The 25005-nt window shown below is 70.3% G+C and carries 26 protein-coding genes and 1 tRNA gene; 13 read left to right on the top strand and 14 right to left on the bottom strand.

The window, feature by feature from the left end:
- Positions 1 to 641: 641 nt before the first annotated feature.
- Entirely contained in the window at positions 642 to 1700 is a 1059-nt protein-coding gene (gene mycP / locus J1792_RS02090; RefSeq protein ID WP_307842880.1) for a type VII secretion-associated serine protease mycosin, read from the top strand.
- 637 nt (positions 1701 to 2337) lie between these two features.
- Positions 2338 to 2841 carry a DUF3515 domain-containing protein gene (locus J1792_RS02085; RefSeq protein ID WP_207246570.1) on the top strand — a complete coding sequence of 168 codons (504 nt, stop codon included), beginning with the start codon at positions 2338 to 2340 and terminating at the stop codon, positions 2839 to 2841.
- Between the two features lie 432 nt (positions 2842 to 3273).
- Here the strand turns inward: J1792_RS02085 and J1792_RS02080 are convergent, their stop codons facing one another.
- The 7 genes from J1792_RS02080 to J1792_RS02050 form a co-directional block, all read right to left on the bottom strand.
- The gene (locus J1792_RS02080) at positions 3274 to 3600 is read right to left on the bottom strand and encodes a hypothetical protein (protein WP_242645419.1); all 327 of its coding nucleotides are present in this window, start codon (positions 3598 to 3600) and stop codon (positions 3274 to 3276) included.
- A 73-nt stretch (positions 3601 to 3673) separates the two neighbouring features.
- Positions 3674 to 4213 carry a hypothetical protein gene (locus tag J1792_RS02075; RefSeq protein WP_207246569.1) on the bottom strand — a complete coding sequence of 180 codons (540 nt, stop codon included), beginning with the start codon at positions 4211 to 4213 and terminating at the stop codon, positions 3674 to 3676.
- A gap of 2 nt (positions 4214 to 4215) precedes the next feature.
- Positions 4216 to 4713 (bottom strand): hypothetical protein, encoded by a 498-nt coding sequence (locus J1792_RS02070; RefSeq protein ID WP_207246568.1) that lies wholly within the window; start codon positions 4711 to 4713, stop codon positions 4216 to 4218.
- 29 nt (positions 4714 to 4742) lie between these two features.
- The gene (locus tag J1792_RS02065; protein WP_207246567.1) at positions 4743 to 6071 is read right to left on the bottom strand and encodes a hypothetical protein; all 1329 of its coding nucleotides are present in this window, start codon (positions 6069 to 6071) and stop codon (positions 4743 to 4745) included.
- Positions 6072 to 6084: 13 nt separating this feature from the next.
- A complete protein-coding gene (locus J1792_RS02060) occupies positions 6085 to 6555 on the bottom strand; it encodes a hypothetical protein (RefSeq protein WP_207246566.1) in 471 nt (156 codons plus the stop codon).
- A 631-nt stretch (positions 6556 to 7186) separates the two neighbouring features.
- Complete coding sequence (locus tag J1792_RS02055) at positions 7187 to 7384, bottom strand: DUF397 domain-containing protein (protein ID WP_207246565.1); 198 nt, start codon at positions 7382 to 7384, stop codon at positions 7187 to 7189.
- 11 nt (positions 7385 to 7395) lie between these two features.
- Positions 7396 to 8250, bottom strand: a complete 855-nt coding sequence (locus J1792_RS02050; protein ID WP_207246564.1) for a helix-turn-helix domain-containing protein — start codon at positions 8248 to 8250, stop codon at positions 7396 to 7398.
- A 267-nt stretch (positions 8251 to 8517) separates the two neighbouring features.
- Between J1792_RS02050 and J1792_RS02045 the strand changes: the two genes are divergently transcribed.
- Together J1792_RS02045 and J1792_RS35665 are read left to right on the top strand one after the other, a co-directional pair.
- The gene (locus J1792_RS02045) at positions 8518 to 9009 is read left to right on the top strand and encodes an ATP-binding protein (RefSeq protein WP_207246563.1); all 492 of its coding nucleotides are present in this window, start codon (positions 8518 to 8520) and stop codon (positions 9007 to 9009) included.
- Positions 8996 to 9316, top strand: a complete 321-nt coding sequence (locus J1792_RS35665; protein WP_372446061.1) for a DUF6255 family natural product biosynthesis protein — start codon at positions 8996 to 8998, stop codon at positions 9314 to 9316. The genes J1792_RS02045 and J1792_RS35665 overlap by 14 nt, the downstream gene beginning before the upstream one ends.
- Here the strand turns inward: J1792_RS35665 and J1792_RS02040 are convergent.
- From J1792_RS02040 to J1792_RS02015, 6 genes are all read right to left on the bottom strand, one after another.
- Positions 9267 to 9590 carry a DUF4190 domain-containing protein gene (locus tag J1792_RS02040; RefSeq protein ID WP_207246562.1) on the bottom strand — a complete coding sequence of 108 codons (324 nt, stop codon included), beginning with the start codon at positions 9588 to 9590 and terminating at the stop codon, positions 9267 to 9269. The two genes, J1792_RS35665 and J1792_RS02040, sit on opposite strands and share 50 nt — an antisense overlap.
- Before the next feature lie 72 nt (positions 9591 to 9662).
- Complete coding sequence (locus J1792_RS02035) at positions 9663 to 11627, bottom strand: DUF6596 domain-containing protein (RefSeq protein ID WP_207246561.1); 1965 nt, start codon at positions 11625 to 11627, stop codon at positions 9663 to 9665.
- Positions 11628 to 11646: 19 nt separating this feature from the next.
- Positions 11647 to 11970, bottom strand: coding sequence for a YciI family protein (locus J1792_RS02030; RefSeq protein WP_207246560.1), 324 nt, complete (start codon positions 11968 to 11970; stop codon positions 11647 to 11649).
- Between the two features lie 77 nt (positions 11971 to 12047).
- Entirely contained in the window at positions 12048 to 12578 is a 531-nt protein-coding gene (locus J1792_RS02025; protein ID WP_207246559.1) for a hypothetical protein, read from the bottom strand.
- A gap of 92 nt (positions 12579 to 12670) precedes the next feature.
- Positions 12671 to 13015 (bottom strand): hypothetical protein, encoded by a 345-nt coding sequence (locus J1792_RS02020; protein ID WP_207246558.1) that lies wholly within the window; start codon positions 13013 to 13015, stop codon positions 12671 to 12673.
- Between the two features lie 81 nt (positions 13016 to 13096).
- Positions 13097 to 13171, bottom strand: a tRNA-Cys gene (locus J1792_RS02015).
- 247 nt (positions 13172 to 13418) lie between these two features.
- Here J1792_RS02015 and J1792_RS02010 point away from each other — a divergent pair.
- From J1792_RS02010 to J1792_RS01980, 7 genes are all read left to right on the top strand, one after another.
- Positions 13419 to 14324, top strand: coding sequence for a LysR family transcriptional regulator (locus tag J1792_RS02010; protein ID WP_086572152.1), 906 nt, complete (start codon positions 13419 to 13421; stop codon positions 14322 to 14324).
- A 90-nt stretch (positions 14325 to 14414) separates the two neighbouring features.
- Positions 14415 to 14969 carry a cysteine dioxygenase family protein gene (locus tag J1792_RS02005; protein ID WP_086572154.1) on the top strand — a complete coding sequence of 185 codons (555 nt, stop codon included), beginning with the start codon at positions 14415 to 14417 and terminating at the stop codon, positions 14967 to 14969.
- Entirely contained in the window at positions 14969 to 16033 is a 1065-nt protein-coding gene (locus tag J1792_RS02000) for a YeiH family protein (RefSeq protein ID WP_086572156.1), read from the top strand. The genes J1792_RS02005 and J1792_RS02000 overlap by 1 nt, the downstream gene beginning before the upstream one ends.
- A 259-nt stretch (positions 16034 to 16292) precedes the next feature.
- Positions 16293 to 17729: an MFS transporter gene (locus tag J1792_RS01995; protein ID WP_086572158.1), complete on the top strand. Its 1437-nt coding sequence runs from the start codon at positions 16293 to 16295 to the stop codon at positions 17727 to 17729.
- Between the two features lie 210 nt (positions 17730 to 17939).
- Positions 17940 to 19730, top strand: a complete 1791-nt coding sequence (locus J1792_RS01990) for a DEAD/DEAH box helicase (protein ID WP_086572160.1) — start codon at positions 17940 to 17942, stop codon at positions 19728 to 19730.
- Between the two features lie 344 nt (positions 19731 to 20074).
- Positions 20075 to 20716: an IclR family transcriptional regulator gene (locus tag J1792_RS01985; protein WP_086572162.1), complete on the top strand. Its 642-nt coding sequence runs from the start codon at positions 20075 to 20077 to the stop codon at positions 20714 to 20716.
- A 208-nt stretch (positions 20717 to 20924) separates the two neighbouring features.
- The gene (locus tag J1792_RS01980) at positions 20925 to 21770 is read left to right on the top strand and encodes a S16 family serine protease (protein WP_107431154.1); all 846 of its coding nucleotides are present in this window, start codon (positions 20925 to 20927) and stop codon (positions 21768 to 21770) included.
- A 31-nt stretch (positions 21771 to 21801) separates the two neighbouring features.
- On the opposite strand, the gene J1792_RS01975 is transcribed toward J1792_RS01980, so the two are convergent.
- Positions 21802 to 22266 (bottom strand): Lrp/AsnC family transcriptional regulator, encoded by a 465-nt coding sequence (locus J1792_RS01975; RefSeq protein ID WP_086572163.1) that lies wholly within the window; start codon positions 22264 to 22266, stop codon positions 21802 to 21804.
- A 124-nt stretch (positions 22267 to 22390) separates the two neighbouring features.
- Here J1792_RS01975 and hppD point away from each other — a divergent pair, with 124 nt between their 5' ends.
- Together hppD and J1792_RS01965 are read left to right on the top strand one after the other, a co-directional pair.
- The gene (gene hppD / locus J1792_RS01970; RefSeq protein ID WP_086572164.1) at positions 22391 to 23533 is read left to right on the top strand and encodes a 4-hydroxyphenylpyruvate dioxygenase; all 1143 of its coding nucleotides are present in this window, start codon (positions 22391 to 22393) and stop codon (positions 23531 to 23533) included.
- A 46-nt stretch (positions 23534 to 23579) separates the two neighbouring features.
- Positions 23580 to 24953, top strand: a complete 1374-nt coding sequence (locus J1792_RS01965; RefSeq protein ID WP_207246557.1) for an FAD-binding oxidoreductase — start codon at positions 23580 to 23582, stop codon at positions 24951 to 24953.
- The last annotated feature ends 52 nt before the right edge of the window (positions 24954 to 25005 follow it).

Here is a 25005-nt window from a genome sequence, read left to right as displayed (position 1 = left end):
CATTCCCGCAGGTCTCGACCATCCGTCCCACACCAGTCGGGCTTGGTGATGGAGCCGGGAGCCCTGCTGATCGTCGGAGGCCCATTTCCGGCTTCCCCGGGCGTGCTGTTGGGGGAGGAAGAATCAATGTGCCTCTGCCTGGCGTACCCAGTGACGGCATCATCGGCGGCCGGCCTGTGCCGCGCGCGTCGAACCAGGGCTCGTCCCAGCTTCCTCGTGGCACGGTCGTCGGAACCGAGACCACTCAAGGGCGGCCGCAGACGGGATTTGCGCCGGGCGCGAGCGGCGCCATGCCCGGAAGCCCAGCCAGCCGAGGGGGCAGCGGCAGCACGGGTGGTCGACGGCTTGCGACGGAACGCGGTGGGGTTGTGGGAGGCCGCAGGCAGCAGCGCGTCAGCGGCGAAGGAGCTCCCGCTTTTACTCCGGGCGGGGCTGGTTTGGTTCGGGGCACGAGTGAGCCGGGGCTTGCCAACGGGGCCAACAGGCGGCGGCAGAGGCCCGACTACCTGGTTGAGGATGAGGAGTCCTGGTCGCAGAGCAATCGTCGTCTCGTTCCCCCTGTCATCGACTGATCTCAAGAAGAGGACTGGAGGAAAGACGTGCGACGGAGCGGAAGGTCCGCTGGTAGATGGAAGAGCGTGGTGTGCGGTGCTGCTGCGCTCGGCATCACTCTTGTCTCGAACGGGTTGGCTGAGGCCGATACGATCCGTTCTCAACAGTGGTATTTGGACGCCATGCACGCCGACGAAATGTGGCAGACGGCCACTGGAACCGGAGTGACGGTAGCCGTGATCGACAGCGGTGTGGACGCTGAACTGTCCGATCTACGTGGGCAGGTACTGCCTGGCGAGGATTTCGCAGGCCTAGAGGGTGACGCCCACTCCGACTACAGCGGCCATGGGACGACTATGGCCGTGCTCATCGCGGGAACGGGCGAGAGTTATGGCGGTGCTGGAGCGGTGGGCCTTGCTCCGGGGGCCAAGGTCTTGCCGCTGCGCGTACTGGGCGTCAAAGCACCGCCTTCCAGGATAAGCCCTGATAAGGCATTGGCTAGAGCGATCCGGTTCGCCGCAGACTCGGATGCCAAGGTCATCAACATTTCGATGGGCAGCCCAGGCGACAGTCAGGAGCAGCAAGAAGCAGTCGAGTACGCCGTCGCCAGGGGAAAACTGATTTTCGCTGCCGCCGGCAACGACGGAGACAAGAGCAACCTGCTCGAATTCCCCGCAGCATACCGGGGGGTGGTTGGTGTGGCAGCTGTTAACCAGGAGATCAGGGCTACGCAGGAATCGACGCACGGACCCCAGGTGGATCTCGCGGCCCCCGGTGACAACATCGTCGCCACCTGCAAGGGCGGCACCGGCCTCTGCCGTACCAGCGGCACGAGCGACGCCACCGCCCTGGCCTCCGCCTCCGCGGCCCTGGTCTGGTCCGCGCACCCCAGCTGGACGGCGAACCAGGTCCTGCGCGTCCTCATCAACACCGCCGGCGGCCCCAAGAGCGGCGAGAAGCGCAGCGACAGCCTCGGCTACGGCGTCGTCCGCCCCCGCATCGCCCTGCAGAACCCCGGCGACCCCGGCCCCCGGACGTCAGCCCCCTCCCCGAACTGGCCGCGGCAGCCGCGAAGCCGGTGGCGTCGGCTCCTGCCAGGCCACAGGCCGGTGGTGCGAAGAGTTCCGAAGACGGCCACTTGTTGCTGATTGCGGGCGTTGCCGCCGCGGTCGCCGTGGCGGCAGGTGCGGCCGCGATTCTCATGTGGCGCCGCCGGGATCTACCGAACTGATTCTGTATTCGCCGTCATATGTTTATCTCATCAACTTGCTTAGTTAAGGCTCACCTTGACGGATGCTCCGCGCCCTGAAGCCAATGGCGATTCCCGAATATCGCTCGCCTCCGCCGGTCCCGCCGACGGAGGCAACGGCACCCACAAGGCGAGTGTCTGGCCCTGGACCACTGCCGCGGGTGTAGCCGGTGAGCTGCGCCAAGTGATCCGATTCCTGAAATTGGCGGAATAATGCATGCTTCTTTGAAGCTCGACATGGATCTCCTCCCGGCCTGATAGACGGAGATGAGCGGAGTGCTGTGAAGTTACTGACGCCAGCCGATTTAGACTTCGGTGCGAATCTCGTAGAGACGGGAAGCTCTAGAGGGCGCAGTGGGTGCTGGGGAAGAGATTCTGAAAGCCTCAAAAATCAAGCCCGCATGGCGGTCAGGAAGCGTAAAGAGTCCGGAATCACAGTGCCTCTGGTATCCGCATGCTTCCGCTTGGCGGAAGGCCCTGATCTGCACGGTGAATACTGACCGTCAGCGCCTCGCACGGCGTCGTACGCTTGGCCGATGAGATCCTTACGCTGCCGGTTTCTTCGCCCAGGGGCGGTCGTCATGCTGCTTGCTGTAGCCGGGTGCTCGTCGGGTGGGACTGCGGACGCGCGGCCTGAGCCGCGTCCGTCGGGGGAGGAGACGCGGTATTGCCGGGCATTGCTCGCGGCGTTGCCTGGTGAGGTGAACGGGGCGAAGCGGAGAGACGGCGGGCGTGGCTCCGAGTTCAGCGCGGCCTGGGGGCGTCCGTCCGTTGTGTTGCGTTGTGGCGTCGGGCGGCCGCTTGTTGTTACCGAGGGGCATAAGAGCTACGACCCGTATGCCCCCACGATGGAGATCGACGGCGTCGAGTGGTTGCTCGAGCCGCAGCGGGACGGCAGCGTCCGCTGTACGACGTCCAAGCGCCGGGCGTGGGTGGAGGTGACCGTACCCAAGGAGTACATGGGGAAGGCGGGCGGTATCAGTCTGCTCACCGACCTCGCCGATGCCGTGAAGAAGACAGTGCCTTTCGGATACATCTGACGTGGCACCGAAGGGACTCAGGCGCGGACCCTGAGCTCAGAGCAGGTGGTCGAGCTCGCCGCGCTTGGCGGCGGTGATGAGGTTGCGCAGGCCTTCGGGGGTGGTGGTGATCAGCCTTGTTGGGCGGGCCTTTCGGGGCGCAACATGCTCGTGGCGGGTATTACCGCCGCAGCCGTTATGGAAATCGCCGTAGCCACCTGTGTTTGACGTCCTGCCGGTGCGGTTACGGCGGCACCGGTATGGATCTGTCTCTTGCTGTGCCTCGCGGGTCGGTTACAGCCTGAAGACTCCGCGCCAGGTCCACCCTGAGCTGAGGACCACCTTCTGCAGGGCATTCCTCATGTCCCGTGTGTCCAGGCGATACGTCTCGACTCTGTGACGGCGGCCGTCGGGCCCTCGTTCGTATGCCCACGCCCGTTCAACCGAGTACCCTCACCCACGGCTGTACCCGCCCGACCGGGACAGTCCCTCCCTGGCGGAGGTCCACTGCTCCTGGAGAATCCGCACCTCATGCCCTGACGGGTCCAGGCGCATCCGGATCCTGAGTCTCCGTTCCACCTTCTCACGGGAGGAGGAGCGCGCCGGGATCCACCATTCCGCCGTCAGGTCGGCTTTCTCCCAGGGATTGGCCCTGCGCACGCGGTAGGGCACGTCCGGGCTGTTGACCGCGAACAGGGCGTTTCGGGCCTCCGTGGCGGAGCGCGGTGCGACATCGCTGTCGGGGTGCTTGGTGCCGAGGATCTTGCTCCAAAGGCCCATCGTCAGACCTCTGCTCCGGCACCCGGGCGCACCGTGCGCACGAAGTCCTGGAAGTCTCCGAGAACGGTGTCGGTCACCACTCGTTTTTCCCAAGTCCGCGCCAGATCCATCCGGCGCCGAGGACCGCGTCGCGCAGAGGCTTCTTCATAAGACGCGTGTCGAAGCGGAACGTCTCGACCTTGCGCCGGCGGCCGTCGGATCCCCGCTGGAACTCGCTCTCCCAGGAAACTTCAAAGATTTGCCCACGGCCGTGCTCGCGCGACACGGCAAACTTGGGAGGATCCCCGACCCACATCACCTTCCACTGCTCGTCGATGCTCTGCACTTCGCACTTCGCAGGGTCCAGGCGCATCCAGACATGGAATTTCCGCTCGAGCTGCTTACGGGAGCGGGCGGAGCCCCAGGCCGGCTCCCAGACCCGCCACTCCGCCAACAGCGTGGCTGCATCCGATCGGGAGGAGCCGCGCACGCTGATAGACACGTCCGAGCCGTTGATCGCCAGCAGCGCGTCCCGGACCTCTGCAGGGGAGAGCGGTGTGACACCGCTGTCGGGGTACTTGGTACGGCTCAGGTCGTCCCGGAAGCGGTTTATCTTGTCTCGAAGGCGGCCCATCGCTAGACGCCACCCTCGGTGTGCGGACGCACCGTGCGCACGAAGTCCTGGAAGTCTCCGCGAACGGCGTCGTGCTGGGCCGCGGTGGCGGTCAGAGCCAGCCGGACCACCGCCCGCTTGTGCGGCTCCTCGATGTCCGGCATGGACAGGTACACCTGGGACTGGATGAGGTCGCGGCGCGTGTCGCCGGCGACGGCCGAGAAGGCCACTCGCTGGGTCAGGGCGGGGACGTCCGGGGAGCCGGCCTCGCGGCGGTGGGTCACCACCACCGACTCGGCAACCTCGCGCAGGCGCTCCATCGACTCGTCGGCGAGCTCGGCCAGTGTCGCCGCATCCGACCGGTATTCGCCGTCGACGGTGATGTTGGCGGTGAACCCTGCGTCCGGCTGCGGATGCACCGCGGCGAACGCGACCGCGGGGGCGTCGACCCCCTCAGGACGGGCCGGGAGCCATCCTTCGGGCAGGCGGAATTCGATCGGCACCGGCAAACTCGCAGCCACTTTGGGCTTTCCTTCCGTGGAGAAATACATCAGAACCAACTGCTGACGGCTTTCTTTGCGGAGCCGGCGGCGTCGTCGACCGCGTCAAACGCATCGCCCACCGCGTCGGCCACATCGCCGGCAGCTTTGGTCACCTTGTGCGGATCGACGGTGATCTCGAATCCCACTGCTCCGCCGACAACGGGCGAGCCTCCTGCCTTTCCGCCGAGCTTCCACACTCCGGTCTTTTCGTCCTTCTTGTAGCCCCACCAAGCCTCCGCGCCAGGACCGGACCACCCCTCGGCCGTCGAGCCGATGCCGATTCCACCGACCTCCGCACCCCAGGCGACGGTGCCCTTTTCGCCGGCGAACGACTTCGCGCCGATAGTGACTTCCTCCTTGGTGGCCTTGGCATTGACCCCGACCTCGGCACCGGAGAACCCTTCGGCCCGCGCGTAACCACCGACTTGCCCCAACCCGGCCCGGCCTTCGACGGTCGCCCGATGCCCTATCGACGCCTCGGCCTTGCCGGCGACGCCCTTTTGGTTGAAACCGTAGTTAGCGGTGGCTCTGGCCCCACCGTAGGCGTCGACGATCCCGGAGAGCTTCATTGGGCCGTGGGATTCCGACACTTCCGCGGTTACGTGGTACAGGTCGATATTTGCCTTGACCGAGCCCTCCTTCCCGTACTTGGGGTCGCTGGTAACGGTGAAGCCCACATCGGGCCCGGTCGCCTTGACCTTGCTGTCGACTCGTGTACGGGAGTCGGAGTGGTGTGACCACGCCGCCGCGGCCTTCGCCAGGCCGCCCTCGGCATGCGCGTTGAAGCCGTTGCCGAAGGCCACCGCACTGCTCAACGCACGCTGAACCCCTTGGTCGACCTCGTCCACGGCTCGTACCGCCTTGGCGATTCCGTCCGTCCACTCTTGGGCCATCTGCTGGGCCTGGGCCACCAGCTGGGGGTAGCCCGGGTCGTGGTGAAGGGCGTTCTGCTCCTGTGCGGAGAGCTTGCTGAAACCGACATACGTGGCCCTGCCCGAACCGTCGACCTTGTAGTCCTTCGCCTCCGCGTCGGCGACCAGGTCCTTCACTGCTTTCTGCAGCCGGGTGAGCTCGGTGTGTGCCTGCTTCAGGAGGCTGGCGACGGCCAGTGCCTCCGTCTTGGCTGCAGCGTATTCAGAGGCCGTGGCCGCGGAGCTGTTCTGATGCGCGGTGAAAGCCTGGCCCTGCCATTTGCCGTTTGCCATCGCGCGCTGGACGTGCTTTTCGTAATCCTCTTTCAGCTCGGCGAAGCGATTGCCCATCTTCTGCCACAGTTCGGACGCGTTCAGCAGTGGCGACAGATCGGCGGCCGTCACATCCTGGTAGCTCAGCGCCATGATCGACCCCCGGTCACCAGTCGTTTATACGGCTGCGAAACGGCTCCTGCGGCGCAGTGCTTGCCGAGCCGAATTGCGCCGCAGTGGCGGCGTCCTGGCCCTGGAGAAGAGTGTTCGTGCTGCGCAGCGCATTCAGCTCCCGGTTCAGCCGGGCCATCAGCCAGCCCGCTTGCATCTGCCAGACGCTCATCGCTTCCGACAGCCCTTTGTCCGCAGCCCAAGCGGACAGTCCATTCAAACCGCTGTCCGGCTTCAGCAGACTTGACCGCGCCCCCGGGTCGACCATGGGCGGGTGCACCGTCCCGCCGCCTTCCCCAATGCGACCGGCAGCCTGGGTGTCCGGCAGCAGATGCCGCTCCATGAACGTCGCGGCACGCTGTTTGTCGCTCGCCGAGCTCGCCAGTGTCCCCTGGTCACCGCTCACTCCGCCGGCATTCGCCGGGGCCGGCTGCAGCCGTTGTCCAGCAGAGTTCCCGTCACTCATGCAACCCCCCCTAGGGTTTGGGCCTCTGTCTGTTCCGCGCGCCAAGCGGGCGCGGAAACAGATACCTGGCATGCACCTTACAGGTATGGGGCTGGTGTGAAGATCTAGAAACATGGCTCAGATGACGCGCCCAAAGCCGCCTGATTGTTGGCGTGCGTAGTCGCTGTCAGTGGCCGTCAGCAGCCTTGTTCCGCAGATCTACGGAGGACCTGGTGCGGACGATCGGGCGCGAGCGAATGCACGTTATGCGGTTCAGTCCCCGCGACGGCGCAGGAGCAAGGGGCGGCTTGGGAGAGCGCGGCCTACCACGGGAGATTTGGCCAATGGCCGATTGAGTGGCTTGTTTCGAAGGCGTTGGCCCTCATTGCCGAGGGTGGTGGTGAAGCAAGCGGCGGGCCATGCCCAGACCGGGCCAGTACCAGCTTGGGGTCCGATACATCGTCGATGCCAACAGTCGCATCGGATATGCGCTGTTCTGATGCGGGGAGTGTCTGCAAGGGATTTCGGTCTCCCAGGCGCGTGCTCCTGAGGGTATGCAGGCATGGTCACTCGGTGATCCAGCCGCGGTCGCGGGTGTCCTGACTCCACCCGACACGAATGGCGCGTGGCCGAGCCGAACACTCAACGGCATCTACAGCAAGTGGTCGAGTTCGCCGCGCTTGGCTGCTTCGATCAGGTTACGGAGGCCTGCGGGGGTCGTGGTGATCAGTTCGGTGGGGTTGGCGGTCTCGCGCAGTACCGGGGTTCCGTCCGGGGTGTGTCCTATCTGCAGGCAGGCGTTGCCGCCGTCCCCGCCGCATATGGGGTTCTGCCACTGGATCTCGGACATGGGTAATCCCTTCAGAGTTCCTTGCGGATGGAGAGGATGAGGTCGCGCGACTCGGTCGGGGAGAGGCAGGCGTCCTCCATGGTGTCGAGAAGGCGTCGGTAGCTCCTCAGCTGCGTCTCGGCGTCGACGAAGACGGAGCCGTGGAAGCTGTCCAGCTGGACGGTGTCCAGGCCGGCGACCGTTCCGTTGGCGTACAGCATCGGCTGACCTGCGCCTGCGAAGCCTCCGGCTGCGAAGGGGAGCGCCAGGATGGTGATGCCGCTTCGTTCGCTCATTTCCAGCAGGTGGGTCAGTTGGTCGCGGGCTACCTTCCGTCCACCGAACTGCATGCGTAGGGCGGCCTCGTGAACGATCGCGAGGTATCGCGGTGGGTGCTCCCGGAGCGTGAGCACCTCCTGGCGCCGCATGCGGTACGTGGCGCGGATCTCGACTTCTCTCGCTGGAAGGAAGACGAGGCTCTTCTCGAAGACGGCGCGGGCGTACTCGGCGGTCTGGAGCAGGCCGGGCATGTGCACCATGACGAAGACGCGCATGGCCGTGGCGTGGTGTTCGAGCTCGGCGATGTCCAGGAACGACGGCGGTAACTTTCCCCGGTAGGACTCCCACCAGTGGGTGCTTCGTTCTTGCGCCATGTTGACCAGAGCGGTGGTGAGGTCGCGGTCCGCGCAGCCGTAGTTGACCGCGAGAGTGCGCACGCGGTCGGCGCTGATGCCGAAGCGGCCGGACTCCATATTGGGGATGCGCGTGCGGTCGACACCCAGCAGAGCTGCGGCTTCGTGTGTGCTGACACCTGCGGCTTCACGCATTCTGCGCAGTTCGGCGCCGAGGCGCTGTTGGCGAACGGTGGGGGTGCTCCGTGGCGGCATGTCACCTCTCTCGGGGTTCTCGGACAGTCTGCTCCTGCATGGTTGGCGAATCCATCGAGTAGCAGTGTTTTACGAGCGAGCCGCACTGTGCATCGCCAATGCGCTACCGTCGGTATCGCTTGGCTCACACGCAGTGGCGCCGGAAGTGCACCGCGCGGCATGCCCTCCTTCCCTGGGTGGGGTGTGTCCGTGCCCAGGGAGGCAAGCCACCGGTGGTCCGTCGCGTGCGAGAACTCCCCCACCTGTGAACGTGCTTGGAGTCCGCACATGAGCAATCGCGATGAACTCTGCATGCCCGCCTCACCGCCGACGGCGACGTCGGACCGGCCGGACCGGGCGAATCTGGACTACTCCTTCGGGTTGCCGGGCGGTGCGTACTGCCTGGGGACGGCCCGTACCGCCGTGGGGCGGGTGCTGGCCCAGCACGGGCTCGGGGACATGGCGGAACTGGGCGTGCTCGCCGCCTCCGAACTGCTCAGCAATGCCGTGGTGTTCACGCCCGGCCGTGCTGTGAGTCTCGCCCTGCGGTGGCGCTTCGGGGTGTTGCGGCTGACCGTGTTCGACGAGCACCCCGAGCACGCGGACAGCGTCGAGATCGTCTGCCGGGCGCATCGGCGGGAGGCGTTGTCCACGTTGCAGGCGGTCGTGGACGAGTGCGGGGGCGTGGTCGGGCTGGCGGCGGCGGAGAAGCCGTTGGCCGGGAGCAAGCTGTGGGTGGCGATGCCGCGCGTGGCGGGGAGGCATTATGCCGAGCTCTGAGGCATGCCGGACGTGGCAGGCGTGGCGGATGTGCGCGCATCCGGCGGGGTGGTCGTACTTCGGCGGTGTGGCGCGCTGCGAGCGGTGCGGGACGCGGCGGTTCTTGGACTACGGGGCCCTGCGGCCGCCCGGGATGCCCAGCGTCGTACGCTCGGCCGATGGGGTTCTTACGCCGCCGGTTCCACCGCCCGGGTGCGGCCGTCGTCCTGCCCTGTGCCCTTCGGATACATCCGAGGCCGCCCCCGTGGCCGCCCTGCTCACCGGTACGCGTTGGCCAAGGCGATCCACAGCCACGCGAGAAAGATGACGGGTACCACCGTCGTCAGGACGCCCAGTACGAGGCCCGTGAGCGCCAGGCCTCCTCCCGTCGTCTCGCCTCGCTTCGCCTTGGCGCGTCCTCTCAGGCCGGTGATGACGGCGGCGATGCCGAGAGGGATCGAGAAGAGGAGGCTCGACAGGTCGCCCGCGCTCCACAGGGCTGCCATGCCGCAGGTGAACGCCGCCCAGCCGTCCTTGTTGGAGGGCTTGGACAACGTCGTCGTCAGGGGCTGGAGCGGTTCGGTGTTCATTTCGGTGTTCATGAGGTGATCTCATCGCTTCGGCATCGCCTCCGGGCAGCGCGGAGGTGCTCAATGCCGGCTGAGTGGTCGTACTCAGTGCCGGGCTTCCCGTGCCCTGAGCCGCCGCAGCGTGTAGCCCGTTCCCGTCGGGTCGACGGTCTTCGTGGCCTGCTTGAAGAGGTACTCCGCGCGTTCGTAGGACAGGCGGCGGCGGCCCGTGTCCGGGCAGAGGTCGGCCTCCGAGGGGGTCCGGGCCGGGCCGGGGCGGCGGTCGGAGAGGAACAGTGGGCCGCGGGTGCGGCCGGCCACCAGCGGTGGGAGCAGCCGGGCGGTTTGCTCGTGCCAGGTGATCCACGAGCCGTTCGCGCGGGCGCGACAACCAGAAGGATCGAGGTCCTCGACGTTCAGGGACAGGGCGGTGCTCACGCCGGCCGCCGACTCGTGCAGAAGGCTCCACAGGGCCCGCTCGCGCGGGGCGATCCCCGGGCGGCCCAACAGCTCTACGAGCTCCGCCCCTTCGATCGCCGGCGCCGGGGGACCGGTCGCCGCACGCCGTTCGAGGTGCGCCGCGAGGCCCTCGAGGGAGGCCCAGGTGCCGAAGGAGCTGACGGCCGACCGGTGCCGGTTCCACGTCCGGGCGGCCGCGTCGCCCCAGGCCGTCGCGAAGACCCGGGCCACCACGTCGGCGGTCAGCGAGGTCAGCGGCAGGTCGTCGCCCAGGGCCCGGCACAGGCGGCGCAGGGTCTGGCCGTACGAGCGGATCGTCGCGGCGTCCAGGCCGTCGCGCCCCAGGAAGTCCCGGGCGGCCGAGCCCAGGGTGGCGGCCGGCGCGGCGGGGCCGGTGAGGGCGTCGGCGCGGCGGTGCAGGAAGGCGCGTTCGGCGGCGTTCCGGGTGAGGGACGCGGCGCGGCGGAACTCCAGCCGGGCCTCTTCGTCGCGTCCGAGGCGGGCCAGCAGATCGCCCCGCACGCCGGGGAGAAGGTGGTAGTCGCGCAGCGCGGGGTCGGTCAGGAGGGAGTCGGCCTGGTCGAGGCCCGCCTGCGGGCCGTGTGCCATCCCGGTCGCCACGGCCCGGTTGAGCCGTACGACGGGCGTGGGCAGGAGCCGGACCAGCGCCTCGTACAAGGCCGCGATCCGCGCCCAGTCGGTGTCCTCGGCCGTACGTGCCTGGGCGTGGCAGACGGCGATCGCCGCCTGGAGGACGTACGGGCCGGGCGGGCCGCCGGCCTCGCGTGCGCGCAGCATGGCGGTGAAGCCGCGGCGGATGAGCAGCTGGTCCCAGCGGCCGCGGTTCTGCTCCTGCAGCTGGACGGGTTCGCCGGACGGGCCGGTCCGGGCGGCGGCACGGGAGGCCTGGAGCTCCATCAGCGCGACCAGACCGTGCACTTCGGCGTGGTCCGGGGCCAGTTCGGCCAGCATGCGGCCCAGCCGCAGGGCCTCGAGGCAGAGGTCCGGCCGGATCAGGTCGTCGCCGGCCGTCGCCGCGTAGCCCTCGTTGAAGACGAGGTAGACGACGCCGAGTACGGACGACAGGCGCTCGGCGAGCTCCGCCCGGGCGGGCAGCTCGAACGGCACCCGTTCCTCCGCCAGCGTGCGTTTCGCCGCCGCGATGCGCCGGGCGATCGTCGTCTCGTCGACGAGGAACGCCCGCGCGATCTCACCGGCGGTCAGGCCGCCGAGCAGCCGCAGTGTCAGTGCGACGCGGGCCTCGGCGGGCAGGACCGGGTGGCAGGAGACGAACATCAGCCGCAGGACGTCGTCCCGTCCGTCCTCTGCGGCGTCTTCCCGCACATCGCGGGCGATCTGCTCGTGCTTGCGCTCCAGGAGCCGGTCACGCCGGATGCGGTCGACGGCCCGGCGCCTGGCGGTGGTCATCAGCCAGGCGCCGGGGTTGGCGGGTACCCCCGACAGCGGCCACTGCTCGAGGGCTGCGACGAGCGCGTCCTGGGCGAGCTCCTCCGCGAGGCCGACGTCGCGCACCAGCCGGGGCAGGGCGGCGACGATCCTGGCCGACTCGAGCTTCCAGACCGCGTCGACCGCGCCGTGGACGTCCGTCATGGGCTTGGTGCGGGGCCGGTCAGGGACCGAAGACCTGCTGGATCACGCTCTCGCCGTCACCGACGAGCTTCCGGAAGCGGCGCGCGATCTCGATCGCCTCCTCCTTGGAGCGGACCTCGACCAGCGCGAAGCCGGCCACGGCCTCTTTGGCCTCGGCGAACGGCCCGTCCGTCACCGTTATCTCGTCGCCCGCCGACGTCACGCGAAAGCCCCCCGGCTCGAGGCCGCCGGTGGCCAGCAGGACGCCCGACGCCGTCAGCTCCTCGATCCACGCGCTCATCTCCGCGAACAGCTTCTCGTCGGGGGCGGCCTCGGTGGGCTTGGTCATCATCAGGTAGCGCATGGGTCTTCCTCCGTCTGTCGTGCGGTCCTCGGTGGCCCGCTTCCGACCAAGCGTCGATCAGCCTATGTGACAGGGAATCAGGCAGCAGACGGGCGGCACCGACGGCGGTAGTAGCCGTAGGTCTGCGCCAGCACCAGCGGGCCCCACAGCACGAACAGGCCGCTGACGGTGTTGGCCAGCGACGCCCACCCGGCGTTGTCGAAGTCCGGGTTCGAGAAGCCCGCCAGGCCGAAGGTGCACAGCACCCAGTCGGCCAGCAGTGCGGTCAGGCCGAGACCGGCCAGCGTCGCGGGCACGATCACGGCGAACGGCGGGACGCGCCTGCCGCCGATCCTCGGGATCCAGCGGGGTACGACCTCGCCCCAGGGGCGTACGAGGCCGAAGCACAGCAGCGCGAACGCCTCGGACAGCAGGCTGAGCCCGAAGACGTAGGGGATGGTGAACCACAGCGGTTCCGATGGCGGCTCGAGACCGATGCCCATCATGTACCCGAAGGCGATGGGCAGTCGCCAGAGGCAGACGGGCAGGCCGAGCAGGGGGATGAGGTGGGCGGTTCGCTCCGCCCAGCGGGTTACGGGCCGCTCGGTTCGTGTCGCGCTGATTGCCATGACCCCAGCCTGTCCGGCCACTCGCGCCCGTGGATCATGCGCGAGTGCGATCGGCCTCCGCCGTACGGCGGAGCCGGGATCGGCAGTGCGGCCTAGCCCGCGTACAGGTACAGCGCCAGGCCCACCGGGCCCGGGCAGGCGACGGCGGCGACGATGGCCGAGCGGGTCGGGGCGGTCAGGCCGAAGAGCCTGAGGCCCTGGTAGGCGGCCGCCAGGAGGAGGGCGGCCGCGGCGAGGACGCCGACCACCTGCAGCAGGAACTCCCCGGCGGGGGCGCCCGCGGCCGCTCCCCAGACGGCGATCATCGCCACGACCACCAGGCACAGGCCGAGGGCCTGCGCCGTGATGGCCCAGAGGACCACGGCCAGAGTCTCCGTGAACCCCTTGCGCCGCGAGGGACGGACGGGCAGGGCGGGAGACGTGGGGTACGTGTTCATGTGATGCATCCTGCGCCGACGGCTGCGCCGGGATCATGAGTACCGCTACTCAACGGCTACTCAAGCTCTACTCAACAGGAGTGGAGGCCGTGACTGGAATCGAACCAGCGTAACTCGCTTTGCAGGCGAGCCCCTAAGCCACTCGGGCACACGGCCGTGCTGTTCTTCTTATGGGCACGACCCTAGGGGCATGTGCCGGGGGCCTCAATGGGGCGGACCGTGCTGGCACAAGACCGCCATGTGCCGTTCATGAAGCGCGAGCCGTGTCCGGCAGTGGCCACGACCGCAGGAACTCCTCGCCTCGCCCGCGGGCACAAGTCCACCATGTCGGATCTATTCGGTGATCCAAAAGCAACCCACGCCCCCTCGCCCCATTAACCCAAATTCCGCTTATGATTTCGGCGTGTTCGACTCCCGGCACATCAAGACGTTCCACGCGGTCGTGACCGCGGGGTCGTATTCGGCTGCCGCCCGCGCGCTGGGCTACACCCAGCCGGCGATCACCCAGCAGATGAAGGCCCTCGAACGGTCGGTCGGCACTCCGCTGTTCACCCGCGTCGGCCGCCGCATGCGGCTGACCGAGGCCGGCGAGGCGCTCGCCCGGCACTCCGAGACGATCCTCGCCAGCCTTTCCGCCGCGCAGCAGCAAATGAGCTCGCTGACGCGGCTGCGCGCCGGGCGCGTCCGTGTGTGCGCGTTCCCCAGCGCCGGGGCGACCCTCATCCCCGAGGCGCTGGCCCGTCTCGCCGCCGACCACCCGGGCGTACGGGTGGAGCTGCAGGAGGCCGAGCCACCGGACTCGCTGAGCCGGGTCGTGCGCGGCGAGTGCGACATCACGCTCGCCTTCACCTATCCCGGCCTGCGCGAAGAGGTTCCCGACGAGCTCGTGGAGATACCGCTCTTCGAGGACCAGCTGACCGTTCTGCTGCCCACCGGGCATCCTCTCGCCCGCCGCCGGGCGGTCAAGCTCGCCGACCTGGCCGAGGAGCGGTGGATCGCCGGCTGCCTGCGCTGCCGCACGAACTTCCTCCACGAGTGCGCCGAGCAGGGATTCGCACCCGACATCGCGTTCACAACGGACGACAACCTCGTCGTGCAGTCGCTCGTGGCCGAGGGGCTGGGTGTGGCGATGATGCCGGCGCTCGTGCTGTCCTTCCTCCGGCACGACAAGATCACCGGACGGGCCCTGGATCCGGCCGCCCGCCGCTTCGTCTCCGCGTACGTGCTCCGCGACCACCTGAGAATCCCCGCCAACGCGCTGGTACTTGACGAGCTGAAGGCCGTCGCCGCCCGGCGCGTCGGCTGCTGAGCGGGCCCGCTCGGTCCATAAGCGCACGTTGACGGCATGGCAACAAACTGTCGTTGGACGTGATGGATCAAGCGCCTCGACGCTGCGTGTATGACCACACCTACCGCACCCCTGACGACCGCGCGGCTCGACCAGCTCGTCGGCGACGTCCGGGACGCCGTAGGCCGCGGCCTGCCGCCCGACACGACGGCGTACCTCGTCGGCGAGCGGCTCGCGGTCCACCTCGGCGCTCCCGATCTGCTCACCGACGAACAGTGCGAGGGCGACCCCGAGCGCTACCGCCAGCACATCCTGCACGCCGAGAGCGACGGCAGCTTCTCCGTCGTCGCGCTGGTGTGGATGCCCGGCCAGCAGACCTCCATCCACGACCACGTCTCCTGGTGCGTCACCGGCGTCCACCAGGGCACCGAGAGCGAGCGCCGCTACCGCCTCGTCCCCGAGGGCATGACCGCCCGCCTGGTGGCCACCGAGGACGTGGTCAACCGGCAGGGCGACGTCTGCGGCTTCGCGCCGCCCGGCGACATCCACCGGGTGCGCAACGCCTGTTCGTCCGTCGCCATCTCCCTGCACATCTACGGGGCCGACGTCTCACGCCTGGGCTCCAGCGTCCGGCGCGTGTACGACCTGCCGGCCGACGCCCTCTGATGGCCCTCCTCCACCAGCGGGCCGCGAGCCCGCCGAACCCGCCGAACCCCTCGAGCCCGCCGCGCCCGGCGGCGCCCGGCAAGCTCCCCGGCCTCGCCATGGCCGTCGGCGGGGTCGCCCTGGCCTGGGGCGTCCACGCGCTCCTGCCCGTCGTCCCCATGCTCACCGCCGCCGTCGTCCTGGGCATCGCCGCGGCCCATCTGCCGGGCGTACGGGCCAAGGTGCGCGGCGCCGGCAAGCCCGGCCTGACGCTCGCGGGCAAGCGGCTGATGCGGGTCGGCATCGTGCTGCTCGGGCTCAAGCTCAGCCTGGACGACGTGCTCGGGCTGGGCTGGGCCACCGTCGCGATGGTGCTCGCGGTGGTCGCCGCGACGTTCTTCGGGACGCTGTGGCTCGGCCGCCGGCTCGGGCTGCGCGGCGACCAGCCGCTGCTGATCGCCACCGGCTATTCCATCTGCGGCGCCTCCGCGATCGGCGCGGTCAGCGAGGTGTCGGGCAGCGACGAGGAGGACGTGGCGACGTCGGTGGCGCTGGTGACGCTGTGCGGCACGCTCGCCATCGCCGTGCTGCCGCTGCTGCACCACCCGCTCGGGCTGGGCGACGCGCAGTTCGGCCGCTGGGCCGGGGCGAGCGTGCACGACGTCGGCCAGGTCGTGGCCACGGCCCAGACCGCCGGCCAGGCCGCGCTCGGGGACGCCGTCCTGGTCAAGCTGATGCGGGTGGCACTGCTGGCGCCGCTCGTCGCGGCCGTGGCGGTGTCCGCGCGCGGCCGCCGCCGGGGCGTCGTCCAGGCGTCCGGCAAGCGGCCCCCGCTCGTACCGCTCTTCGTGCTCGGCTTCCTCGCCATGGTCGCCGTACGGACGACCGGCCTGGTGCCCGGCGGCGTGCTCGACGCCGCCCAGCACGCCCAGGAGCTGCTGCTGGCCGCCGCCCTCTTCGGGCTGGGCAGCGCCGTGCACCTGCCCTCGCTGGTGCGCACCGGCGGCCGGGTCGCGGCGCTCGGGCTGAGCTCGTGGGTCGTGATCGCGGGCGCCTCGTACGGCGGGGTGCTGCTGACCACGTGAGCCGATCACGTGGGCCGATCACGTGGGCCGACCACGTGAGCCGACTACGTGAGCTGACCACGTGAGCCGACCACATGACACGGGCGGGCCACATGACCCGGGCGGGCTCCCCCGCCCACGAGGGCCTCGAAGGCCCCGGCGCCTGGACCTGCGACGCGGGCACCGGGGGCCGGGGCCTTCGGACTAGGCCCTACGGACGATGGGATTCCATTCGTCCGGCCGGGGGCAGAAGGGCCGGTCCCTTCCTACGCTGGCCGGCATGACCACAACCGACGCCGAAGGCACCGACCTCGCCCTGTCCGCAACCACCCCGGAGGACCCCGGGGGCATACTCGGGCGCCGGTTCCGGGCGCTCACCCTCGGCATCGTCTCCGTCGTCTCCCTCATCGCCTTCGAGGCGAGCGCGGTCAACACCGCGATGCCGGTCGCGGCGCGCGCCCTGGACGGCCTCGAGCTCTACGCCTTCTCCTTCTCCGCCTTCTTCACCGCGAGCCTGTTCGCCATGGCGCTGTCGGGGGAGTGGTGCGACCGGGCCGGGCCGCTCGCCCCCCTCTTCACCGGCATCGCCGCCTTCGGCGGCGGGCTGGTCGTCGCCGGGTCGGCGGGGACGATGTGGATGTTCGTCGCGGGACGCGGGGTGCAGGGCATCGGTGCCGGGCTGGTGATCGTCTCGCTCTACGTCGTCGTCGGGCGGGCCTACCCCGAGCGGCTGCGGCCGGTGATCCTCGCGGCCTTCTCCGCCGCCTGGGTCGTCCCCGTGATCGTCGGCCCGCTGGTGGCCGGCACCGTCACCGAGCGGATCGGGTGGCGCTGGGTGTTCCTGGCCATCCCCGTCCTGGTCCTGCCGCCGCTGGCCGTGATGCTGCCCGCGCTGCGCAAGCTGCCGGCCGGCGACCGCACCGCGGCCATGGACCGCCGCCGGATCCTCCTCGCCCTCGCCGTGGCCGTCGGCGCCGGACTGCTGCAGTACGCGGGCCAGGACCTGCGCCCCGTCTCCCTCCTGCCCGCCGCCGCCGGACTCGCCCTGCTCGTCCCGTGCGTGCTGCGGCTGCTGCCCGCGCGCACCTTCCGGGCCGGGCGCGGGCTGCCCACGGTGGTGCTGCTGCGCGGCGTCGCCCAGGGGTCCTTCCTCGCTGCCGAGACGTTCGTGCCGCTGATGCTGGTGACCGAGCGCGGCCTGTCGGCCACCCTCGCCGGGCTCTCCCTCACCGGCGGCGGGCTGACGTGGGCGCTCGCCTCGTACACCCAGAGCCGCCCCCGCCTGGAGCCCCACCGCGAGCGGCTGATCGGCCTGGGCATGGCGCTGCTGGCGCTCGCCGTGGCGCTCGCCCCCCTGGTGCTGATCACGTCCGTGCCGGTGTGGATCGTGGCCGTCTCCTGGATCATCGGCGGCTACGGCATGGGCCTGACGATCTCCGGCGGCGCGGTGCTGCTGCTCAAGCTCTCCCGGCCGGGGGAGGAGGGCGCGAACTCCGCCTCCCTGCAGGTGTCGGACGCGCTCGGCAGCATCGTGCTCGTCGGCCTCGCCGGTGTGCTCTTCGTCTCCTCCGGCGGCGGCTCGGTCGCCGCGGACGCCGACGGCGCGGCCGCGCCACCGCACGCCTTCGTCGCCGTCTTCGTCCTGGCGTCGGCGAGCGCGCTCGCCGGCTCGTATCTGGCGACCCGTCTGCGGCCGCGGGGGCAGGGCGTGTCCTAGGGCCTTCGGCGGTTCGTTCCCCGGGCCGCCCCCTCGATGACCAGGGGCTCCGCCCGCGGACCCCTGGTCATCGAGGGACGAACAGGATGAATTCGGCCACTGTGACCTCCGTCCCACCCCCGGGTGAGCCCCGGTCGTACCGCCCGGGAGCCCTCGCGGACGCGGGTAGGCTTGCGCGGTTGCCGATCGCCGAGCCAGCCGACGGAGACCGTGACTACCACCACAGCGAACCACCATCTCTCACCCGCCTTCCCCGGCCGGGCCCCCTGGGGTACCGCGAACAAGCTGCGCGCCTGGCAGCAGGGCGCCATGGAGAAGTACGTCCAGACGCAGCCCCGCGACTTCCTCGCCGTCGCCACCCCGGGCGCCGGAAAGACCACCTTCGCGCTCACCCTCGCCTCCTGGCTGCTGCACCACCACGTCGTCCAGCAGGTGACCGTGGTCGCGCCCACCGAGCACCTGAAGAAGCAGTGGGCCGAGGCCGCCGCCCGGATAGGCATCAAGCTCGACCCCGAGTACAGCGCCGGCCCGCTGGGCCGTGAGTACCACGGCGTGGCCGTCACCTACGCCGGCGTGGGCGTGCGCCCCATGCTGCACCGCAACCGCTGCGAACAGCGCAAGACGCTCGTCATCCTCGACGAGATCCACCACGCCGGCGACTCCCGCTCCTGGGGCGAGGCGTGCATGGAGGCCTTCGACCCGGCCACCCGCCGGCTGTGCCTGACCGGAACGCCCTTCCGCTCCGACACCAACCCCATCCCCTTCGTCACGTACGAGGAGGGCAACGACGGCATCCGCCGCTCGTCCGCCGACTACACCTACGGCTACGGCAACGCCCTGTCCGACGGCGTCGTCCGGCCGGTCATCTTCCTCTCGTACAGCGGCAACATGCGCTGGCGCACCAAGGCGGGCGACGAGCTGGAGGCCCGCCTCGGCGAGCCGATGACCAAGGACGCGATCTCGCAGGCCTGGCGCACGGCCCTGGACCCGCGCGGCGACTGGATGCCGAACGTGCTGCGGGCGGCCGACCGGCGGCTGACCGAGGTCCGCAAGTCCATCCCCGACGCCGGGGCCCTCGTCATCGCCTCCGACCAGGAGTCGGCCCGCGCCTACGCCAAGCTGATCCGGGAGATCACGGGCGAGGGCGCCACCCTCGTGCTGTCCGACGACTCCGGCGCCTCGCAGCGCATCGACGACTTCGCGCAGTCCGACTCGCGATGGATGGTCGCCGTCCGCATGGTGTCCGAGGGCGTGGACGTGCCCCGCCTCGCGGTCGGCGTGTACGCCACCACCATCTCCACACCGCTGTTCTTCGCCCAGGCCGTCGGCCGCTTCGTACGCTCGCGGCGGCGCGGCGAGACCGCGTCGGTGTTCGTGCCGACGATCCCGACGCTGCTGACCTTCGCCAACGAGATGGAGGTCGAGCGCGACCACGTCCTGGACAAGCCGAAGAAGGACGGCGACGACGAGAACCCCTACGCCGAGGAGGACAAGCTCCTGGCGGAGGCGGAGCGGCAGCAGGACGAGGACACCGGCGAGAACGACCAACTCTCCTTCGAGGCGCTGGAGTCGGAGGCCGTCTTCGACCGCGTGCTCTACGACGGCGCCGAGTTCGGCATGCAGGCCCACGCCGGCAGCGAGGAGGAGCAGGACTACCTCGGCATCCCCGGACTGCTGGAGCCCGACCAGGTGCAGCTGCTGCTGCAGAAGCGGCAGGCCCGCCAGATCGCCCACAGCCGCAAGCGCCCCGACGCCGAGGTCGACCTGCTCGAACTCCCCGCCGAGCGGCGCCCGGTGGTCACCCACAAGGAGATGCTGGAGCTGCGCAAGCAGCTCAACACGCTGGTGGGCGCGTACGTCCACCAGAGCGGCAAGCCGCACGGCGTGATCCACACCGAGCTGCGCCGGACGTGCGGCGGACCGCCCAGCGCGGAGGCGACGGCCGGACAGCTCACCGAGCGCATCAAGAAGGTGCGCGAGTGGGCCACCCGTATGAAGTGACGTTCACGCGGGCGTTCGGGCGGAAGCCCCAGCGGACGTGACATGACGTGCCGGACAGGGCGCGGGCTCCCCGACCGGGGGCCCGCGCCCTGTCCACATGGTGGGAACTGCCCGCCGATACCCGTGAATCCGCTGCACAGTGACCGGATTGTGGGCAGACTCTTCCGCTGAGCGGACCGGCGGCGCTACGGTGCCGCTCACGCACACGCCCCGTGGCAGCGCCGCCGCGGAGCGCAGCCGGATCATGCGTCAACGGCCGGCGGCCTCTCTTCGCGCGCTGCCGGACGGGACCGGTGGCGCACCCCACCGTGACGAGGGCCGCCTCTCATCGGAGGAGGGGCGTCGTGACCGCGGAGACTTCGCAGACGCTCGACAGAGGACTGCGCGTCCTCAAACTGCTCGCCGACACCGATCACGGTCTGACCGTCACCGAGCTGTCCACCCGGCTCGGCGTCAACCGCACGGTCGTCTACCGGCTGCTCGCCACGCTCGAGCAGCACGCACTCGTCCGCCGGGACCTCGGCGGCCGGGCCCGGGTGGGCCTGGGAGTGCTGCGGCTGGGCCGTCAGGTCCACCCGCTCGTACGCGAAGCGGCCATGCCCGCGCTGCGGTCGCTGGCCGAGGACATAGGGGCCACGGCCCATCTCACGCTCGTCGACGGCGCCGAGGCGCTCGCGGTCGCCGTCGTCGAGCCGACCTGGACCGACTATCACGTGGCCTACCGCGCCGGGTTCCGACACCCCCTGGACCGTGGCGCGGCCGGACGGGCGATCCTCGCCGCACGCCGGGGCGAGGTCGACAACCCCGGATACGCCCTCACCCACGGCGAGCTGGAGGCCGGGGCGAGCGGGGCGGCGGCGCCGCTGCTCGGGGTGAGCGGGATCGAGGGGAGCGTGGGTGTGGTCATGCTCGCCGATTCCGTCCCCGAGCGGGTGGGAACGCGGGTCATGGAGGCCGCGAAGGAGGTGGCGGACGCGCTGAGGTAGCCCCGAGGGAACGCTGAGGCAGTTCCCAACGCTGAAGTAGTTCCAACGGCACGCCGGTGTCGCCCCGGCGGCACCCCGCCGGGGCGGCACCGTGCGGGCGGCCCGACGGCCGCCCGCCTGCCTCGCCTGCCGCTCGCGTGGCGCCCGCACGCCGCCCACCGGCCGCCCGCGTGCCGCGCCCGCCCCGCGCGTGAATTAGATTCGCAGCATGCCTGCTCCGTCCCAGCCCGCCCCGGGCGCGAAGACCACGGCTGCCACGACCGCCGGGAGGAAGCGCGCGCGCACCCTCGCCGTCTGCGCCGCGCCCGTCGTCGCCCTGCTCGCGGTGGCCGCGCTCGTCCCCCTGCCGTTCGTCATCGCCCAGCCGGGCTCGACGACCGCGAACGTCCTCGGCGAGCACAAGGACAAGCCGGTGATCTCCATCACCGGCGCGGCGACCCGGAAGACCAGCGGACAGCTGCGCATGACCACCATCGAGGCCACCGGGCCGGACGCGCGCGTGGACCTGGGCGACGTCGTCGACAGCTGGTTCCGCACCGACCGGGCCGTGATGCCGCGCGACTCGGTCTACCCCGCCGGGCAGAACGACGAGGAGATCGAGCGGCACAACGCCGCCGAGATGAAGAAGTCGCAGGACTCCGCCGCCCAGGCCGCCCTGCGCTATCTGCACCGCTCGCCCAAGGACGTGAAGGTGGAGCTGAGCCTCGCCGACGTCGGCGGCCCCAGCGCCGGGCTGCTCTTCACCCTCGGCGTCATCGACAAGCTCGACGGCGACGGCCGCGGCGGCGACCTGACCGGCGGCCGGAGCATCGCGGGCACCGGCACCATCGAGCCGGACGGCACGGTCGGGCCCGTCGGCGGCGTCTCGCTCAAGACGCAGGCGGCACGGCGCGACGGCGCCACCGTCTTCCTCGTCCCCAAGGAGGAGTGCTCGGACGCGCGGGCCGAGCTGCCCGCCGGCCTGCGGCTGATCCCGGTCGCCGACCTCAAGGACGCGGTCTCCTCGCTCAAGGCCCTGGCGGCCGGGCAGCGCGTTCCCGCCTGCCCGGCCTGACGCCCGCGCCCGTCCTCCTCGAGGGGCCTGCTCAGTCCTCGGACGCCTGCTTGACCAGCGGGATGATCCTCAGCGGCACCGGGTTCTCCATGACGATCGCCGTGGAGGCCCGGACGATCCCCTCGAAGCCCACCACCCTGTCGATCACCCGCTGCAGGTCGGCGTTCGAGCGGGCCACCAGCCGGCACAGCATGTCGCCGTGGCCGGTCGTGGTGTGCAGCTCCAGCACCTCCGGGACGGACGCCAGGTGGGTGCGGACGTCCGCACCCTGGCCCTGTTTGATCTCCAGCGTCGCGAAGGCGGTCACCGGATAGCCCAGCGCGGCCGGGTCCACGTCCGGGCCGAAGCCGCGGATCACCCCCTGGGACTGCAGCCGGTCCAGCCGCGCCTGGACCGTGCCGCGCGCCACGCCGAGGCGCCGGGAGGCCTCCAGCACCCCTATCCGGGGCTCCTCCGCGAGCAACTCGATCAGCCGTCCGTCCAAACGATCGATCACCCTGGTCCGCCTCTCGTGGTCATCCTGCACAGATCGCCCGGATTCCCCGGGCCTCCGCTATGCAGGATGCCCAGGGAAAACGCAAACTATTGCGCACCTTGTGGTTCGGAGAGACCCTGCGGCCATGACTCAGACCACGGATCACACCCCGCACACCGCGCGGCAGGCCGACCCCTTCCCGGTCAAGGGGATGGACGCGGTCGTCTTCGCCGTCGGCAACGCCAAGCAGGCCGCCCACTACTACTCCACCGCCTTCGGCATGAAGCGCGTCGCCTACTCCGGACCGGAGAACGGCAGCCGCGAGACCGCGAGTTACGTCCTGGAGTCCGGCAGCGCCCGGTTCGTCTTCACCACCGTGATCAAGGCGAGCACCGAGCGCGGCCGCTTCCTCGCCGAGCACGTCGCCGAGCACGGCGACGGCGTCGTCGACCTGGCCATCGAGGTGCCGGACGCGCGGGCCGCGTACGCCTACGCCCTCGAGCACGGCGCCACCGGTCTGGAGGAGCCCCACGAGCTGAAGGACGAGCACGGCACGGTCGTCGTGGCGGCCATCGCCACCTACGGCAACACCCGGCACACCCTTGTCGACCGGTCCGCGTACACCGGCCCGTACCTCCCCGGCTACGTCGCCGCCGCCCCGCTCGTCGAGCCCGGCCCGCGCCGCTTCCAGGCCATCGACCACTGCGTCGGCAACGTCGAGCTCGGCAAGATGAACGACTGGGTCGGCTTCTACAACAACGTCATGGGCTTCACCAACATGAAGGAGTTCGTGGGCGACGACATCGCCACCGAGTACTCCGCGCTCATGTCGAAGGTCGTCGCGGACGGCACCCTCAAGGTGAAGTTCCCGCTCAACGAGCCGGCCATCGCCAAGAAGAAGTCGCAGATCGACGAGTACCTGGAGTTCTACGGCGGCCCCGGCGTCCAGCACGTCGCGCTCGCCACGAACGACATCGTCGCCTCCGTCCGGGCCATGCGCGCGGCCGGCGTGCAGTTCCTCGACACGCCGGACAGCTACTACGACACCCTCGGCGACTGGGCCGGCGAGACCCGGGTGCCGATCGAGACCCTGCGCGAGCTGAAGATCCTCGTGGACCGCGACGAGGACGGCTACCTCCTGCAGATCTTCACCAAGCCGGTCCAGGACCGCCCGACCGTCTTCTTCGAGATGATCGAGCGGCACGGCTCCATGGGCTTCGGCAAGGGCAACTTCAAGGCGCTCTTCGAGGCCATCGAGCGCGAGCAGGAGCGCCGCGGAAACCTCTGACGAGGCGATCTTCCGCCCTGCCGCCGACGGTGGCAGGGTGGGGGCCATGGGCGATCTGATCAAGCTCCTGCTCGAGGAACTCCCCGCCGAGGCGGTCCTCACCGACCCCGACGTCACCGCTTCGTACGCCAACGACATGGCGAGCTTCTGCGCGGCGGGGGCGCCGGCCGTCGTCGTCCTGCCGCGCACGGTGGACCAGGTGCGTCACGTCATGCGCACCGCCACCGCCCTGCGGGTGCCGGTGGTGCCGCAGGGCGCGCGCACGGGCCTGTCCGGCGCGGCCAACGCCGTCGACGGCTGCGTGGTGCTCTCGCTCGTCAAGATGGACCGCATCCTCGAGATCGACCCGGTCGAGCGGATCGCCGTGGTCGAGCCGGGCGTCGTCAACGCCGTGCTCTCCCGCGCGGTCGCCGAGCAGGGCCTGTACTACCCGCCGGACCCCTCCAGCTGGGAGCAGTGCACCATCGGCGGCAACATCGGCACGGCCTCCGGCGGGCTGTGCTGCGTGAAGTACGGCGTGACCGCCGAGTACGTCCTCGGCCTCGACGTCGTCCTCGCCGACGGCCGGCTGCTGACCACCGGCCGCCGCACCGCCAAGGGCGTCGCCGGCTACGACCTCACCCGCCTCTTCGTGGGCTCCGAGGGCAGCCTCGGCGTGGTCGTGCGCGCCGTCCTCGCGCTCAAGCCCGCCCCGCCGCGCCGGCTGGCCCTGGCCGCCGAGTTCCCCTCCGTGGCCGCCGCCTGCGAGGCGGTACGGCAGATCATGGCGCGCGGCCACGCGCCGTCACTGCTGGAGCTGATGGACGCGACCTCCGTACGGGCCGTCAACTCCTTCGCCCGCATGGGCCTTCCCGAGTCCACCGAGGCCCTGCTGATGGCCGCCTTCGACACCCCCGACCCCACGGCCGACCTGGCCGCCGTGGCCCGGCTGTGCAGCGCCGCCGGGGCCACCGAGGTCGTCCCCGCCGAGGACGAGGCCGAGTCCGACCTGCTCCTGCAGGCCCGCCGGACGGCCCTGCCCGCGCTCGAGACCCTGCGGCCCGCCACGATGATCGACGACGTGTGCGTGCCGCGCTCGAACCTCGCGGCCATGCTGGAGGGCACCGCCGCCATCGCGCGCGAGCACGACCTGACCATCGGCGTCGTCGCGCACGCCGGGGACGGCAACACCCACCCCGTCGTCTGCTTCGACCCCGCCGACCCCGACGAGGCACGGCGGGCCCGGGAGTCCTTCGACGCGATCATGGCACTGGGCCTGGAGCTCGGCGGCACCATCACCGGGGAGCACGGGGTGGGCCTGCTGAAGAAGGAGTGGCTGGAGCGGGAGGCCGGGCCGGTGGCCATGGAGGTCCAGCGCGGCATCAAGGCCGTCCTCGACCCGCTCGGCCTGCTCAACCCCGGCAAGGTCCTCGACGGCTGACGCGGCGGGCGGCCGGGCGGGGAGGTTACGCGCAGGTCCGTACCGACCACCC

It is taken from the genome of Streptomyces triculaminicus (assembly GCF_017349075.1).
Classification (GTDB): Bacteria; Actinomycetota; Actinomycetes; order Streptomycetales; family Streptomycetaceae; genus Streptomyces; species Streptomyces triculaminicus.
The sequence above is the reverse complement of the archived record's forward strand: the minus strand, read 5'-3'. Positions and strand labels throughout refer to the sequence as shown.

Coding starts and splice junctions, on each gene's coding strand:
- J1792_RS02085 (WP_207246570.1), top strand. CDS start 2,338: ATGAGATCCTTACGCTGCCGGTTTCTTCGCCCAGGGGCGGTCGTCATG.
- J1792_RS02080 (WP_242645419.1), bottom strand. CDS start 3,600: ATGGGCCTTTGGAGCAAGATCCTCGGCACCAAGCACCCCGACAGCGAT.
- J1792_RS02075 (WP_207246569.1), bottom strand. CDS start 4,213: ATGGGCCGCCTTCGAGACAAGATAAACCGCTTCCGGGACGACCTGAGC.
- J1792_RS02065 (WP_207246567.1), bottom strand. CDS start 6,071: ATGGCGCTGAGCTACCAGGATGTGACGGCCGCCGATCTGTCGCCACTG.
- J1792_RS02060 (WP_207246566.1), bottom strand. CDS start 6,555: ATGAGTGACGGGAACTCTGCTGGACAACGGCTGCAGCCGGCCCCGGCG.
- J1792_RS02055 (WP_207246565.1), bottom strand. CDS start 7,384: ATGTCCGAGATCCAGTGGCAGAACCCCATATGCGGCGGGGACGGCGGC.
- J1792_RS02050 (WP_207246564.1), bottom strand. CDS start 8,250: ATGCCGCCACGGAGCACCCCCACCGTTCGCCAACAGCGCCTCGGCGCC.
- J1792_RS02045 (WP_207246563.1), top strand. CDS start 8,518: ATGAGCAATCGCGATGAACTCTGCATGCCCGCCTCACCGCCGACGGCG.
- J1792_RS35665 (WP_372446061.1), top strand. CDS start 8,996: ATGCCGAGCTCTGAGGCATGCCGGACGTGGCAGGCGTGGCGGATGTGC.
- J1792_RS02040 (WP_207246562.1), bottom strand. CDS start 9,590: ATGAACACCGAAATGAACACCGAACCGCTCCAGCCCCTGACGACGACG.
- J1792_RS02035 (WP_207246561.1), bottom strand. CDS start 11,627: ATGACGGACGTCCACGGCGCGGTCGACGCGGTCTGGAAGCTCGAGTCG.
- J1792_RS02030 (WP_207246560.1), bottom strand. CDS start 11,970: ATGCGCTACCTGATGATGACCAAGCCCACCGAGGCCGCCCCCGACGAG.
- J1792_RS02025 (WP_207246559.1), bottom strand. CDS start 12,578: ATGGCAATCAGCGCGACACGAACCGAGCGGCCCGTAACCCGCTGGGCG.
- J1792_RS02020 (WP_207246558.1), bottom strand. CDS start 13,015: ATGAACACGTACCCCACGTCTCCCGCCCTGCCCGTCCGTCCCTCGCGG.
- J1792_RS02005 (WP_086572154.1), top strand. CDS start 14,415: ATGACCACACCTACCGCACCCCTGACGACCGCGCGGCTCGACCAGCTC.
- J1792_RS02000 (WP_086572156.1), top strand. CDS start 14,969: ATGGCCCTCCTCCACCAGCGGGCCGCGAGCCCGCCGAACCCGCCGAAC.
- J1792_RS01995 (WP_086572158.1), top strand. CDS start 16,293: ATGACCACAACCGACGCCGAAGGCACCGACCTCGCCCTGTCCGCAACC.
- J1792_RS01980 (WP_107431154.1), top strand. CDS start 20,925: ATGCCTGCTCCGTCCCAGCCCGCCCCGGGCGCGAAGACCACGGCTGCC.
- hppD (WP_086572164.1), top strand. CDS start 22,391: ATGACTCAGACCACGGATCACACCCCGCACACCGCGCGGCAGGCCGAC.
- J1792_RS01965 (WP_207246557.1), top strand. CDS start 23,580: ATGGGCGATCTGATCAAGCTCCTGCTCGAGGAACTCCCCGCCGAGGCG.